This window comes from Flavobacterium gyeonganense (assembly GCF_029625295.1).
GTDB lineage: Bacteria > Bacteroidota > Bacteroidia > Flavobacteriales > Flavobacteriaceae > Flavobacterium > Flavobacterium gyeonganense.
In genome coordinates, this window is sequence record NZ_CP121112.1 from 2,060,051 (window position 1) to 2,077,674 (window position 17,624).

Annotated in this window: 1 protein-coding gene (cut by a window edge); it reads right to left on the minus strand. The window is 40.3% G+C overall.

Annotated features, from left to right (window positions below):
- Window positions 1-17,624 carry the 3' portion of a T9SS type B sorting domain-containing protein gene (locus tag P5P89_RS08950; protein ID WP_278011613.1) on the minus strand. 10,717 nt of this gene lie beyond the right edge of the window, so the window shows 17,624 of its 28,341 coding nt (coding positions 10,718-28,341); its start codon lies off the right edge, out of view; its stop codon occupies window positions 1-3.

Sequence of the window (17,624 nt, forward strand, 5' to 3'; positions counted from 1 at the left end):
TTATCTGTATAGTGTGAAATGTCCAACAAACTCTCTATCATCTTTCTTGTCATTTAGTTTAAGAACATACCAGTAATCACCTGTTGGTAACTCCTCGCCATTGTATTTACCATTCCATTTCTGACCGTAACGATATTTTGCAATCTCACGACCGTATCTGTCGAAGATAGAGAACTCAAGGTTGTTGTAAATATTCGTACAACCAGGACCCCATTCGTCATAAAGACCGTCTCCGTTTGGTGTAAAGTAATTCGGGATACAAACATCAACATATGTCATAGGCACAATTAATGTCGCTGTACAGCCATTTTGATCTCTAACTATCACTTCATAGTCTCCAGATTGGTAGACTTTGTATGTATTAGAAGATGTAAAATCTTCTCCGTTGAAACTGTACATATAAGCTGGTGATCCACCTGCAGCGGTAACCGAAATTACATTCATTTCCGGTTGCCCTCCAGTTAATGCCAGAGTTAATGGAGCAATTGGCTTAATCTCGAAACTAACGTCTGCACTACATCCATTAGTATGTGTTACTGTTACTTTGTGCGGACCATGGTTAAGATTTGTAAAGATTTTATCCATCTGAATTGCACCTCCGTCAAGAGCATAATGAACATCTGCAGGATTAGTAATGCTTGAATCAACAGTAATAGTTACTGAATTAGCCGCTGCATTATTCACACAGTCATAGTTAATTTCTGCTTTTGGATCAAGCACAACACCTTCAGGTATAATAACTTCAAGTTCATTTATACATTTTGAGTTTATACCATCTTTTATATAAACTATATGCTCACCTCCTGCCATATCTGGGAAAGAATATGTCACTCCTGTAACATTATCATAAGAACCTGGTATAACAGTATAAGGACCATCAATATTATCCAAACTATAACTATATGGAGCTATTGCACCTTTTATTACAATTTCGAATCCACCATCTTTAGCTCCTTTACAGCCTTCCGGTGTTACGTCACCAACAATTGCTGTTGTTAAAGCTTTAGGCTCAGTCACCTCAATCTCCTGAGGAAGGTAATAACAACCTGATACATCCTGAGCAAGTACCTGATACATACCTGGTTTTAAATTGTTAAACACATTGCTACTACGGAATTCACGCAAATCATTAACAGCAGTAACTGCATACATAATTTGACCTGTTCCACCTGTAGCAGTAATCACAATTTTACCGTCATTACTACCATTACATGTCACGTGTGTAAGCTCAGTTGTGAATGTTAAAGGATTAATTGCTGTTCCGATTTCCACTTTTTCTGAATCTTTCGGACAATCACCACTATCCACATGAACAACATAATCTGTACCAGCAGGCAGATCTGTGAAGTTACCATTCGCTTGTGGTCCCTTAACAAGAGCTCCATTTCTTAATAGTGTATAAACATAGTTTCCTAAACCACCTGTTGCTACAGCAGTAATAACTCCTGTTTCATCACCTGCACACCTAACATCAGTCTTAGTCACAATCTCTACTTTAAGCTCTTCTAATGGAGAAACTTTGATACCAGCAAACCCACCAACACAATTATTAGTATCTCTTACATAGTACTTATAATCACCTGGTACCACATTAGTAATAACAGCTGGAATTGCAGCAGTAAATGAACCCAATACTGTTCCAAAGTTTGGATCAGTACTATATGTGTAAGAACCTGTTCCTCCGGTTGCACTTAACGTTAAGCTTGCCTGAGTTTGACAAGTAGGATCTGATGACTGACGTAACTCAGCAGTTACAATTGTTGGTTCGTTAATAGTTACATCAACAGAAACTTCGCTACAATTGAATCCATCAGTTACCTTAACACTATAAGTACCTGCTCCTAAACCAGTAAAGATTGGTGAAGTTTGTGGTCCTGAAGAAATTGTTCCGGTAGCCGTTATTGTATTCAGGGTATATAAATAATTACTTTCCTGGCCGCCTGTTGCCGTTACAGTAATTGTAGCGCTAGTGTCACCATTACAAAGCAACATCGTTGCACTTGGAGTAGCGTTTACCAAAATTGGTTTTGGAATTTCTAAAACTACAGGAATACTACTTACAGGGCAACCTTTTGTATCTCTAACACTTACAGTATAGGTTTCAGCTGTTAAGTTAGGGAATTCATAAGTCGCAGACCAATCAGAAATTACTGTACCAGCACTGTTTACCAATTTGTACTCATATCCGCCAGCCCATCCGCCAGTTGCAGTTGCCACAATTCTTCCGTCATTATTACCTGGAATACAAGTGATAGAACTATGAACTGCTGTAATTTTCAATTCTGCATCAGGCTGTCCAATTGTAAATGTTGCAGACACTGTACAGAATGGACTGTCGATTAATGTTGCAGAAACAGTATATTCACCTGCCGACAGATTTGTTAAAGGCAGTGGTCCTGCTGTTGCAGAAGTTCCTGAGCGAACTACTGCTCCCAATAATGATACTGTATAATTGAATCTTCCAGCTTCATCAGGATTACCAATATTGTCTATTAAAGTAACGGTAACCGCACCTTCATTCGAACCATAACAAACGATATCACTATCTTTTACAATATTTAAGTCGAAAGTATTTGGCTGATTAACATAATGCACTTTTTGAATACTACATCCTGTTGCCGGATTTAATGCTGTAATGATATAGTCTCCAACTGCTAAACCTGTAAAATTACCTGTTGTATTAGGAGCGAATGTAATAACACCACTAACATCTGTTAAAGTATATTCAATACCAGCTATCGCAGTACCGGAAGCATCTACTGCCGTAGCACTTATACTTTCTGGATTAGTACATGTAATAGCTGTTTTCACAACATCTATTTTATCTAACTTAATGTATGGTGCAATTTTTATTGCTGTAGTATAAGTACCCATACATCTATTACTATCATAAACATTTACAGTATAAGTTCCGCCAGATAAATCAAATTCAGTGTATGTATTTGAAGAACCGCTTTGAACCTGAGTTCCGTTTTTGATAAATTCATAAGTCACATACGTACCTGAACCACCGCTTACTCCTGTTGCAGGATCAACTGTAATCGTTGCGAAGTTAGATGTATTGCCATTTGTACAAGTAAATTGCGAAACAGCAACTGCATTTACAGCTACAATACCTGGTTCATCAACCGGGATGGTTGCTGTCGCTTTACATCCTCTTTCAGATGTTACTAATACAGTATAAGTTCCGGCTGTTAATCCAGTGAACACAGGTGAATCTTGTTGGGTTGTACCTCCATCCAGACTGTAAGTGTATTTTGGATTATCGTTAATACCATCTGCCGGAGTATCCATAGTGGCCGTGATAGTACCATCGTTACCTCCGTTACAAGTTACAGGTGTTGATGTCAACGCAAATCCTGTAATTATAGTCGCTGGTTTTAGATCTATAGTTACAAATACTTCACATAAAGTAGTTGTATCCTTAACGCCTATAATATGAGATCCCGAATGAACTCCTGTTAAAGGTGTAGTTGCTCCCAAAGCACCTCCATCGATGTTATAAACATAGTTTCCTGAACCTCCTGTTGTTGACACAGCTACAATACCATCACCATCTGTACAAGAAGGAGAAGTAGTTACTGTTGGTGTTAGTACTAGTGGTTCAAGAATAGTAACAGGAGTAACTGCTGAAGAACAACCATTAGCATCTTTTACTGTTACATTATAGGTACCAGGAGCATTAACCGTGATAACATTGTTTGCATCAAAACTTACACCGTCTACACTGTATAATAATGCTGAATTGAATCCAGTTGCTGTTACAGTAATTTCATAAGTTCCTGTTACACTTGGACATTGTGTAGCTACTGCGCTGACAACAGTTGGGTTTACATCCGGTTGTATAGGCTGAGCATTATTTGCATCACAATTATTGCTATCTAATACATATACAATCCAGTTTACATCAGCACCATTGTTGGTATCCACCACCAACTGATTACTTGGACCAAAACTTGTTGGAATCGGATCACCTGCTTTCGCTACTGCATATCTGTAAGGTGCAGTTCCTCCGTTTGCAGTTACTGTAATAGTTGCATTATCCTCGTTACAATTAATGTTTGTTGCAACTGAAGTTGAGCTTAAAACAGCAACTGGTTCAGTAATTGTGAAATTAATTGGAGCTGAACAACCAGAAACAGCATCTGTAACTGTGAAAGTATAATTACCTTCAGCCAGACCAGTGTAACTAATAACATCTCCGTTTTGAGTGAATGAACTTATAGTTGTTGCACCTTTTATTAAATTAAATGTATAGTTAGCCGAAGTAATGTAATTCGAAACTGTGAAATCTACAGCTCCTGTGCTACCTCCTTTACAATATACATCATTAATAATTTGATGCGTAACTGATATTTTATCAGCTTCTTTAACAATAATTGGTTTAGTTATGCTACAACCATTGTTATCTGTTACTTTAATAATATAAGTATCAGGTGTTAAACTTGCAAAACTATTCGTTCCGCTTGGAGCAGTTACTGCTGAAGCTGGTGAAATAATTTCATATGTATATGGTAATGCTCCACCAGTTACTGTATTAACAGTTACTGTAGCTACATTTCCTGATGTACAATAAATAGGAGTTGCTATAATGTCCATATCTGTTGGTGGTAAATATGGATTAACTATCGCTTGTCCTGTTACCTTACATCCATTAGCGTCAAGCACTACATAGCTAATAGTTTGTACAGTATTCACACTGAATGAAGGTGATAGCTGGAAAGTAGTACCTCCATCAAAACTGTATGTATAATCTGTAGTACCTCCACCAGCTGTAATTGTTACTATTGCATCTTTAGCATTATTTGTAGCATCACATCCAAACGGTGTTACAACTGCTGATGCTGTTAAAGTAGCTGGCTCGGTGATCGTTACAGGAATAGCCGCTGAAGCACATCCTTTGGCATCCGTTACAACTACTGAATAAGTAGTGCCTGCAATAAGACCTGTATAGATTCCTGTTGCATTACCACTTGCATTGGCACCTGTCCCGCTTAGGGCATAAGTATATGGCGCAACTCCGTTTGAAGCTGTTACTGTAATCGTACCGTTGCTCTCTCCATTACAGATTACTGCCGTTGGAACTGCTGTAGCTGTTGGCGTTGCAGGGGTAGTTACAACTGCTGCGTTTGTTGTTACTGAACAAACTGCCGCATTGCTGTCTGTAATGACAAAAGTATAGCTGCCTGCTGTAGAAACTGAAGCTGTAAAGCCTGTTGCTGTTGGCGTTGCTAATCCTGAAGGAACTCCGTCTACATACATTTGGTAAGTATATGGTGCAACTCCATCTGTAATAACAACATCAATAGTAGCATTAACAGATCCTGCACAATACAAGTCTTTGGTCAATGTAGCTGTAGCCAACAATTGTTTTTCGATTGTATAGCTTACAAATGCCTCACAACCATTATCATCCTTAATTCCTAAGCTATAAGTACCCGGTGATGTAAAGGTAGCTGTTGATGTAGCAATCGCTGATCCGTTTACTGTGTATGATTTAACACTATTATAGGTCGTAGTCAAGGCATCTAAGTCAACTGTCAAGACTGATCCAACATAACATTGCTGTGCCGGAACTGTAATCGTTGGCCTTGCATTATTTATGATCACAACATTCTCCATATGGATACAGCCGTTAGCATCTTTTACATAAACATCCCATGACAGATCTGTCAGGTTCGTATCTACTGACATCACTGCATTTGTACCATAAGCCGAAGCAACCGGTGCGGCTGAACCGCCTTGTACAACAGCGTAAGTATAAGAGCCTGTTCCACCTGTTACCGCGCTAACTGTGATGCTTGAAATATCCTGTGAACAGAACACTTTTGTACCTGATGCCGTGAAAGCAATCGGGTTTGGCTCTGTTATAGTAACTGCTGCGTTTGCCGAACAATGTGTAGTATTGTCCTCTACAGTTACTGTATAAGTACCTGCTGATAATCCTGTTAAGGTAATCACATCACCAGATTGTGATATCTGCGCTGCTGCAACTGCCGGAGAAGTCACAACGCTGTAATTGCCAGTGGCACTGAAGCCTGTAACGGTAAACTGTGCTGATCCGTTATTGGTAGTACCGTCTGCTGCATTACATGAAATATCATTTAACATAGCTCCTGCAATAGCAATTGGGGTTACCGGAACAATTTTGTAATTTCTCTCTATTGAACACCCATTGGCATCAGTTACTTTGAATAAATAAGTATCAGGGGCCAGACCGGTAAACAATGCATTGTTACCATTATCAACACTGATTGGCGAAATGATTTCGTATTTAGCCATAGGAACATATCCGCCGGTTACTGTCAGGGTAATATCGGCAACATTGCTCGGACAAACAGGTGCTGTAGTCACAGCAAAAGTAATATCCGTTAATGGTAAATATTTATCTACTGTAGCGCTTCCACCTGTAATACAGCCATTAGCATCCTTAACAGAATAAACAATAACCTGGTCTGTGCCATTGTCTGAAACAACCAAGCTGTTAACAGAAGTATAGGTCGTTGAGCCATTGAAACTATAAGTATATGGTGCTGTACCTGTACCAACAGTAGCTGTTACCGTAACAACTGCTGGCTGCGGCACATTGCCTGAATTACAACCAAATGGCGTAACTGAAGATGTAGCTGCCAATACTGATGGCTCGGTGATCGTTACAGGAATAGCCGCTGAAGCACATCCTTTGGCATCCGTTACAACTACTGAATAAGTAGTGCCTGCAATAAGACCTGTATAGATTCCTGTTGCATTACCACTTGCATTGGCACCTGTCCCGCTTAGGGCATAAGTATATGGCGCAACTCCGTTTGAAGCTGTTACTGTAATCGTACCGTTGCTCTCTCCATTACAGATTACTGCCGTTGGAACTGCTGTAGCTGTTGGCGTTGCAGGGGTAGTTACAACTGCTGCGTTTGTTGTTACTGAACAAACTGCCGCATTGCTGTCTGTAATGACAAAAGTATAGCTGCCTGCTGTAGAAACTGAAGCTGTAAAGCCTGTTGCTGTTGGCGTTGCTAATCCTGAAGGAACTCCGTCTACATACATTTGGTAAGTATATGGTGCAACTCCATCTGTAATAACAACATCAATAGTAGCATTAACAGATCCTGCACAATACAAGTCTTTGGTCAATGTAGCTGTAGCCAACAATTGTTTTTCGATTGTATAGCTTACAAATGCCTCACAACCATTATCATCCTTAATTCCTAAGCTATAAGTACCCGGTGATGTAAAGGTAGCTGTTGATGTAGCAATCGCTGATCCGTTTACTGTGTATGATTTAACACTATTATAGGTCGTAGTCAAGGCATCTAAGTCAACTGTCAAGACTGATCCAACATAACATTGCTGTGCCGGAACTGTAATCGTTGGCCTTGCATTATTTATGATCACAACATTCTCCATATGGATACAGCCGTTAGCATCTTTTACATAAACATCCCATGACAGATCTGTCAGGTTCGTATCTACTGACATCACTGCATTTGTACCATAAGCCGAAGCAACCGGTGCGGCTGAACCGCCTTGTACAACAGCGTAAGTATAAGAGCCTGTTCCACCTGTTACCGCGCTAACTGTGATGCTTGAAATATCCTGTGAACAGAACACTTTTGTACCTGATGCCGTGAAAGCAATCGGGTTTGGCTCTGTTATAGTAACTGCTGCGTTTGCCGAACAATGTGTAGTATTGTCCTCTACAGTTACTGTATAAGTACCTGCTGATAATCCTGTTAAGGTAATCACATCACCAGATTGTGATATCTGCGCTGCTGCAACTGCCGGAGAAGTCACAACGCTGTAATTGCCAGTGGCACTGAAGCCTGTAACGGTAAACTGTGCTGATCCGTTATTGGTAGTACCGTCTGCTGCATTACATGAAATATCATTTAACATAGCTCCTGCAATAGCAATTGGGGTTACCGGAACAATTTTGTAATTTCTCTCTATTGAACACCCATTGGCATCAGTTACTTTGAATAAATAAGTATCAGGGGCCAGACCGGTAAACAATGCATTGTTACCATTATCAACACTGATTGGCGAAATGATTTCGTATTTAGCCATAGGAACATATCCGCCGGTTACTGTCAGGGTAATATCGGCAACATTGCTCGGACAAACAGGTGCTGTAGTCACAGCAAAAGTAATATCCGTTAATGGTAAATATTTATCTACTGTAGCGCTTCCACCTGTAATACAGCCATTAGCATCCTTAACAGAATAAACAATAACCTGGTCTGTGCCATTGTCTGAAACAACCAAGCTGTTAACAGAAGTATAGGTCGTTGAGCCATTGAAACTATAAGTATATGGTGCTGTACCTGTACCAACAGTAGCTGTTACCGTAACAACTGCTGGCTGCGGCACATTGCCTGAATTACAACCAAATGGCGTAACTGAAGATGTAGCTGCCAATACTGATGGCTCGGTGATCGTTACAGGAATAGCCGCTGAAGCACATCCTTTGGCATCCGTTACAACTACTGAATAAGTAGTGCCTGCAATAAGACCTGTATAGATTCCTGTTGCATTACCACTTGCATTGGCACCTGTCCCGCTTAGGGCATAAGTATATGGCGCAACTCCGTTTGAAGCTGTTACTGTAATCGTACCGTTGCTCTCTCCATTACAGATTACTGCCGTTGGAACTGCTGTAGCTGTTGGCGTTGCAGGGGTAGTTACAACTGCTGCGTTTGTTGTTACTGAACAAACTGCCGCATTGCTGTCTGTAATGACAAAAGTATAGCTGCCTGCTGTAGAAACTGAAGCTGTAAAGCCTGTTGCTGTTGGCGTTGCTAATCCTGAAGGAACTCCGTCTACATACATTTGGTAAGTATATGGTGCAACTCCATCTGTAATAACAACATCAATAGTAGCATTAACAGATCCTGCACAATACAAGTCTTTGGTCAATGTAGCTGTAGCCAACAATTGTTTTTCGATTGTATAGCTTACAAATGCCTCACAACCATTATCATCCTTAATTCCTAAGCTATAAGTACCCGGTGATGTAAAGGTAGCTGTTGATGTAGCAATCGCTGATCCGTTTACTGTGTATGATTTAACACTATTATAGGTCGTAGTCAAGGCATCTAAGTCAACTGTCAAGACTGATCCAACATAACATTGCTGTGCCGGAACTGTAATCGTTGGCCTTGCATTATTTATGATCACAACATTCTCCATATGGATACAGCCGTTAGCATCTTTTACATAAACATCCCATGACAGATCTGTCAGGTTCGTATCTACTGACATCACTGCATTTGTACCATAAGCCGAAGCAACCGGTGCGGCTGAACCGCCTTGTACAACAGCGTAAGTATAAGAGCCTGTTCCACCTGTTACCGCGCTAACTGTGATGCTTGAAATATCCTGTGAACAGAACACTTTTGTACCTGATGCCGTGAAAGCAATCGGGTTTGGCTCTGTTATAGTAACTGCTGCGTTTGCCGAACAATGTGTAGTATTGTCCTCTACAGTTACTGTATAAGTACCTGCTGATAATCCTGTTAAGGTAATCACATCACCAGATTGTGATATCTGCGCTGCTGCAACTGCCGGAGAAGTCACAACGCTGTAATTGCCAGTGGCACTGAAGCCTGTAACGGTAAACTGTGCTGATCCGTTATTGGTAGTACCGTCTGCTGCATTACATGAAATATCATTTAACATAGCTCCTGCAATAGCAATTGGGGTTACCGGAACAATTTTGTAATTTCTCTCTATTGAACACCCATTGGCATCAGTTACTTTGAATAAATAAGTATCAGGGGCCAGACCGGTAAACAATGCATTGTTACCATTATCAACACTGATTGGCGAAATGATTTCGTATTTAGCCATAGGAACATATCCGCCGGTTACTGTCAGGGTAATATCGGCAACATTGCTCGGACAAACAGGTGCTGTAGTCACAGCAAAAGTAATATCCGTTAATGGTAAATATTTATCTACTGTAGCGCTTCCACCTGTAATACAGCCATTAGCATCCTTAACAGAATAAACAATAACCTGGTCTGTGCCATTGTCTGAAACAACCAAGCTGTTAACAGAAGTATAGGTCGTTGAGCCATTGAAACTATAAGTATATGGTGCTGTACCTGTACCAACAGTAGCTGTTACCGTAACAACTGCTGGCTGCGGCACATTGCCTGAATTACAACCAAATGGCGTAACTGAAGATGTAGCTGCCAATACTGATGGCTCGGTGATCGTTACAGGAATAGCCGCTGAAGCACATCCTTTGGCATCCGTTACAACTACTGAATAAGTAGTGCCTGCAATAAGACCTGTATAGATTCCTGTTGCATTACCACTTGCATTGGCACCTGTCCCGCTTAGGGCATAAGTATATGGCGCAACTCCGTTTGAAGCTGTTACTGTAATTGTACCGTTGCTCTCTCCATTACAGATTACTGCCGTTGGAACTGCTGTAGCTGTTGGCGTTGCAGGGGTAGTTACAACTGCTGCGTTTGTTGTTACTGAACAAACTGCCGCATTGCTGTCTGTAATGACAAAAGTATAGCTGCCTGCTGTAGAAACTGAAGCTGTAAAGCCTGTTGCTGTTGGCGTTGCTAATCCTGAAGGAACTCCGTCTACATACATTTGGTAAGTATATGGTGCAACTCCATCTGTAATAACAACATCAATAGTAGCATTAACAGATCCTGCACAATACAAGTCTTTGGTCAATGTAGCTGTAGCCAACAATTGTTTTTCGATTGTATAGCTTACAAATGCCTCACAACCATTATCATCCTTAATTCCTAAGCTATAAGTACCCGGTGATGTAAAGGTAGCTGTTGATGTAGCAATCGCTGATCCGTTTACTGTGTATGATTTAACACTATTATAGGTCGTAGTCAAGGCATCTAAGTCAACTGTCAAGACTGATCCAACATAACATTGCTGTGCCGGAACTGTAATCGTTGGCCTTGCATTATTTATGATCACAACATTCTCCATATGGATACAGCCGTTAGCATCTTTTACATAAACATCCCATGACAGATCTGTCAGGTTCGTATCTACTGACATCACTGCATTTGTACCATAAGCCGAAGCAACCGGTGCGGCTGAACCGCCTTGTACAACAGCGTAAGTATAAGAGCCTGTTCCACCTGTTACCGCGCTAACTGTGATGCTTGAAATATCCTGTGAACAGAACACTTTTGTACCTGATGCCGTGAAAGCAATCGGGTTTGGCTCTGTTATAGTAACTGCTGCGTTTGCCGAACAATGTGTAGTATTGTCCTCTACAGTTACTGTATAAGTACCTGCTGATAATCCTGTTAAGGTAATCACATCACCAGATTGTGATATCTGCGCTGCTGCAACTGCCGGAGAAGTCACAACGCTGTAATTGCCAGTGGCACTGAAGCCTGTAACGGTAAACTGTGCTGATCCGTTATTGGTAGTACCGTCTGCTGCATTACATGAAATATCATTTAACATAGCTCCTGCAATAGCAATTGGGGTTACCGGAACAATTTTGTAATTTCTCTCTATTGAACACCCATTGGCATCAGTTACTTTGAATAAATAAGTATCAGGGGCCAGACCGGTAAACAATGCATTGTTACCATTATCAACACTGATTGGCGAAATGATTTCGTATTTAGCCATAGGAACATATCCGCCGGTTACTGTCAGGGTAATATCGGCAACATTGCTCGGACAAACAGGTGCTGTAGTCACAGCAAAAGTAATATCCGTTAATGGTAAATATTTATCTACTGTAGCGCTTCCACCTGTAATACAGCCATTAGCATCCTTAACAGAATAAACAATAACCTGGTCTGTGCCATTGTCTGAAACAACCAAGCTGTTAACAGAAGTATAGGTCGTTGAGCCATTGAAACTATAAGTATATGGTGCTGTACCTGTACCAACAGTAGCTGTTACCGTAACAACTGCTGGCTGCGGCACATTGCCTGAATTACAACCAAATGGCGTAACTGAAGATGTAGCTGCCAATACTGATGGCTCGGTGATGGTAATTGGAGTTTTTGGATAAAGACATGATTTTGCATCTTTAACTGTAATAGTATAAGCTGTTCCAGCTGCTAATCCAGTGAATACATTAGAAGTTTGGAAGACTCCAGCATTCAATTGATATTCGTAAGGACCTACTCCTGAAGTTACATTCACAGTAATAGTACCATCGGCAACTCCATTACAACTTACATTTGTTTCTGTTGTAGTAAATACCGTTGGTGTAATCGGATCTAAATCAAAACTAGTTGTTGTTCGACACACCGTAGCATTATTAGCATCTGTAACTCTAAACACATAATTTCCGGCTGTAGTAGCAGAATATGGATTTGTAGCAGAAACAAAACCTCCGTTATTGAAATTTACTTCATAAGTATAATTAGCAGCAGGTGTTGTGTTTCCACCTGTAGTTGTTAAAGTTATTTCTGCTTCTGGACTTGATGTACAATCCAATTCTTTTGTCAATGATGCAGATAAGTTTAATCTTGGATATACTATATAATCAACATCATCCGTACATCCATTTCCATCTTTAATCACTAAATTATAAGTCCCTGAGGCATTAAATGTAAAACTTGGTGAGCTTTGGAAAGCACTTCCGTTAACACTATAAGTAGCTCCTCCTACTAAGTCAGGATCAACTGTTCCTGAAAAAGTAATGGTAAAAGGTGTTCCATCATAACAAACCGAAGTTGCTGGCGGAGTAACTATAGGTGCATCATCTGCATCTAATGTTACAGCTGCAGTTTTAATACAACCATAAGCATCTTTTGCGTAAACAATATAATTTCCTGTTGCACTTGTTGCAAAAGTTGTATTTCCAGTCCAACCTACTGTACTTGCTGTTGGTGGTGTAGCTGATGCTAACAAATATTGATAGGTATAAGGTGCTGTACCATCTTTTGCCTGAGCAGCAATAACACCGGCTTCATTACAATTTACATTTTTAATTTTTGAAGCTGCAACCGATAAATCAATAGCAGATTCTGTAATTTCAAATGGTGCTGAAGCAACACTACAACCTGCATTTGTTGCACCTGCATCTTCAGTAATTAACACAAAGTAATTACCGAATGGCAATGTTCCAAAATTATTTACAGCTAATGATCCACTAGCCGGAATAATTGTACTAATTAATCCACCAACCGGTGTAACATTTTGTGAATTGTAAATTTGGTATGTAACTGGTGTAGCTACTCCATAAGTATGATTCATTGTGAATGTTACATTTCCGTTTGCTGCTCCTTTACAAGTAATATTACTTTCTGTTAAAGGAGTAACCGTAATTGTTGAATTTGTTCCAATTGGAAATTGTGATGTTTCAAAATAATAACATCCTGTTCCTGTACCTCCATGAGTTGCATCTGCATCATATACTACAAAAGTATAAGTCACACCTGCAATCAAATTATTAAATGTAGTTTTTTTACTACCAACTGCATCTTCTGCCAACCATACACCTGATGGATATGAAGGAACAGATCCTGTGTATAAACTGAAATAAAATGGTCCGTTACCAATGGTACTTGTCGGAGAAGAACTTACAGCTACAAGTGCAGACCCAGTTCCCGAACAAACCACCGGAGATGGTGAAACAGTAATATCTAAATCATCTGGTGGTGATGCAACCAAAATGTTTTGGTGCAGGCTCTGACAACCATTTGCATCAGTAACAATTAATTCATACAATCCAAAATTAACGATATCAAATACTTGTGATGTACCTGGCTGATTTGTGAACTTCTGATTGTAGCCATTCACTCCCGTAACATGGTAAGTATAATTTGGAGTTCCACCTGTTACTCCATTTACGATAATTCTTCCTAATGAAACACCTCCTGCTCCACAAGTAATAGGATCAACATCGAAATCAACCACAATAGGATTAGGTTGCGAAATAATAATACTTCCAGTATCTGTACAACCTTTAGCATCAGTTACTGTAATTGTGTAATTACCTGCTGCTAAACCAGAAGTCTGAGTTCCGTAATTAGTTCCTGTTGTTGTATTCAATACGTTAAATACAAATGGAGCTAATCCTTTGGTATTATCAATTGTTATATTAATTGCTGCAGTATCATCTCCATTACAATTAATAGATTGTGTCTGAGCAATTCCGGTAATATCAGGATTAACAGTTGGCGTAACCACAATTGCTGTTGTAGTTGAAGCAGAACATAAATTAGCATCTGTAACTGTGAAAGTGTAATTTCCTGATACATTAGTAGTAAATACATTTCCAACAAAAGTTCCAGTATTTGGAGAACTTGTATAAGTAAACGGTCCTGCACCACCTGTTGGGGTTAACGTAATTTGTGCAGCAGTTGGTGCTGGATTACAAGTAATATCTTTATTTAAAACAGCACTTAGAGTTAATTGTGGAGCCACAATAACAGGGTTACTATCTATCGTACATCCATTAGCATCTTTTACACGAATAGTATATGTACCTATCGATGTTATTGTAAAGACATTAGATGTCTGATAAGAGCCTCCTCCATTAATACTGTAAGATAAAGTTCCTGTTCCTCCTGTTGCTGATGCAGTGATAGTGTATCCTCCCGGAGTACCCAAACAACCAGCTCCAATAGCAGTAACTGCTGTTGGCGCATTATCTGTTGTAATAGCAACATCTAATTTAAATGTACAGCCATTGGCATCCTTAACCCAAACATCCCAGTTGGCATTTGTTGACGGATTTAGATCCGCACTGTTGCTGGCAACGTAATCTGATGCCACAGCAGCAACTCCGTCTTGTTTATAAGCATAAGTATATGTTGGAGTACCACCTGTAGCGGTTATTGTAACCTTAGAGGTAGCAACATTACAATTCGCATTTACCCTTGAAGCTGTAGCTCCTAATAAACTAGGCTGGGTAATAGTGATAGAAGTAGATGATGTACAGCCTGTAGTCTCATCTGTGAAAACAACAGCATAAGTACCTACTCCAAGGTTTGGCAGGGTAAATGAAGCCGCACTCTGAGCTGTAACTGCAGGAGCTGTGTTAACTTTATAGCTGTAAGTAGAAGAAAACTGGCTCACATCATATCTGATAGAACCTGTAGAACCTCCATTACAATAAACATCATTTAGTTTGGTAGCAATCACTGCAATTGGTGTAACAACAGGAACTGTGTGAGAACCTGTAGCATAACAACCGCTCGCATCGCTTACTTTGAAACTATAAGTAACTCCTCCGGCCAATCCGGTGAAAATACCCGTATTGTTTGAAGTCACAGAAGCGGCAGGAGCCGTAATCTCATAAGTAATCGCTCCAACTCCTGTTCCTGCTGTCTTGGCAACAGTAACGGTACTGGTAGTACGAGACGCTGGTGTACAGTAAATATCGGTATGGGTAATACCTGAAATTACAGGCGCGTTTAATCTGTTGATAACAACTGATCCTGAGAAAGTACAACCATTATTGTCTTTTACGATATAATGTATCGTTTGGTCTGTTCCATTATCGGAAACCGTGAATGTTCTGGTTCCTGTAAAAGCACTTCCCTCAAAACTATAGGTATATGGAGCAGTTCCTGTAGTTGGTACATCGATCGTAACAGTTGCAGACTGCTTAACATTGGTCGAATTACAGCTAAAAGTACCTGCAGTGGCTGTAGTAGTCAAGACTGTTGGCTGGGTAATAGTTACATTAACTGAACCTGGACAATCTTTGCTGTCTTTTACATAAAATGTATAAGAACCAGCTGCCAATCCTGTAAAGGTAGCTGTGGTTGTAAAGCCGCTTGTAGCGTTATTACTGTAAGTATAACCGCCTGAACCACCTGATCCTGTTAAGGTAACTGAACCATTAGAATTTCCATTACAGCTCGCATTCACTTGTGAAGCTGTTACTGTAGGGCTTGAAATCGAATTCACTGTAGCAGTAGTGGTAACTGTACAGCTGTTGGCATCTGTAATTCTGAATGTATAAGTACCCGATGCTGATGCTGTATAGACATTAGTAGCCATAGCACTGTAGGAAGTACCTCCATTTGTGGAAACCTCATAAGTATAAGAAGTTCTGCCTCCTGATGCCGTAACTGTAATCTGCGCCTCTGGCGTAGTTGGAGAACAGCTAAGCTCTCTGGTTACTGCTGATGTAGCGGTAAGCTGTGGATAAACCGTAACGGCTGATGATGGAACAACACATCCGTTGGCATCCTTAATATGAACAGTATAAGTACCTGCTGAAACCGTAAAGACAGGGCTGCTCTGGAATGTGCCAGTAGCACCACCAATACTATAGCTCAATGGAGCAAGACTTGTCGATGATGGCGTAGCGGTAATAGTAAAGCCACTGCCTGAACCTGTACACTGGTTGTCTACTGATACAGTTAATGATGGGGTACTGTCTCTTTCAACAGCAACATCCACTTTAAATGTACAGCCATTGGCATCCTTAACCCAAACATCCCAGTTGGCATTTGTTGACGGATTTAGATCCGCACTGTTGCTGGCAACGTAATCTGATGCCACAGCAGCAACTCCGTCTTGTTTATAAGCATAAGTATATGTTGGAGTACCACCTGTAGCGGTTATTGTAACCTTAGAGGTAGCAACATTACAATTCGCATTTACCCTTGAAGCTGTAGCTCCTAATAAACTAGGCTGGGTAATAGTGATAGAAGTAGATGATGTACAGCCTGTAGTCTCATCTGTGAAAACAACAGCATAAGTACCTACTCCAAGGTTTGGCAGGGTAAATGAAGCCGCACTCTGAGCTGTAACTGCAGGAGCTGTGTTAACTTTATAGCTGTAAGTAGAAGAAAACTGGCTCACATCATATCTGATAGAACCTGTAGAACCTCCATTACAATAAACATCATTTAGTTTGGTAGCAATCACTGCAATTGGTGTAACAACAGGAACTGTGTGAGAACCTGTAGCATAACAACCGCTCGCATCGCTTACTTTGAAACTATAAGTAAATCCTCCGGCCAATCCGGTGAAAATACCAGTAGTATTTGATGTCACTGAAGCGGCAGGAGCCGTAATCTCATAAGTAATCGCTCCAACTCCTGTTCCTGCTGTCTTGGCAACAGTAACGGTACTGGTAGTACGAGACGCTGGTGTACAGTAAATATCGGTATGGGTAATACCTGAAATTACAGGCGCGTTTAATCTGTTGATAACAACTGATCCTGAGAAAGTGCAACCATTATTGTCTTTTACGATATAATGTATCGTTTGGTCTGTTCCATTATCGGAAACCGTGAATGTTCTGGTTCCTGTAAAAGCACCTCCCTCAAAACTATAAGTATATGGAGCAGTTCCTGTAGTTGGTACATCGATCGTAACAGTTGCAGACTGCTTAACATTGGTCGAATTACAGCTAAAAGTACCTGCAGTGGCTGTAGTAGTCAAGACTGTTGGCTGGGTAATAGTTACATTAACTGAACCTGGACAATCTTTGCTGTCTTTTACATAAAATGTATAAGAACCAGCTGCCAATCCTGTAAAGGTAGCTGTGGTTGTAAAGCCGCTTGTAGCGTTATTACTGTAAGTATAACCGCCTGAACCACCTGATCCTGTTAAGGTAACTGAACCATTAGAATTTCCATTACAGCTCGCATTCACTTGTGAAGCTGATACTGTAGGGCTTGAAATCGAATTCACTGTAGCGG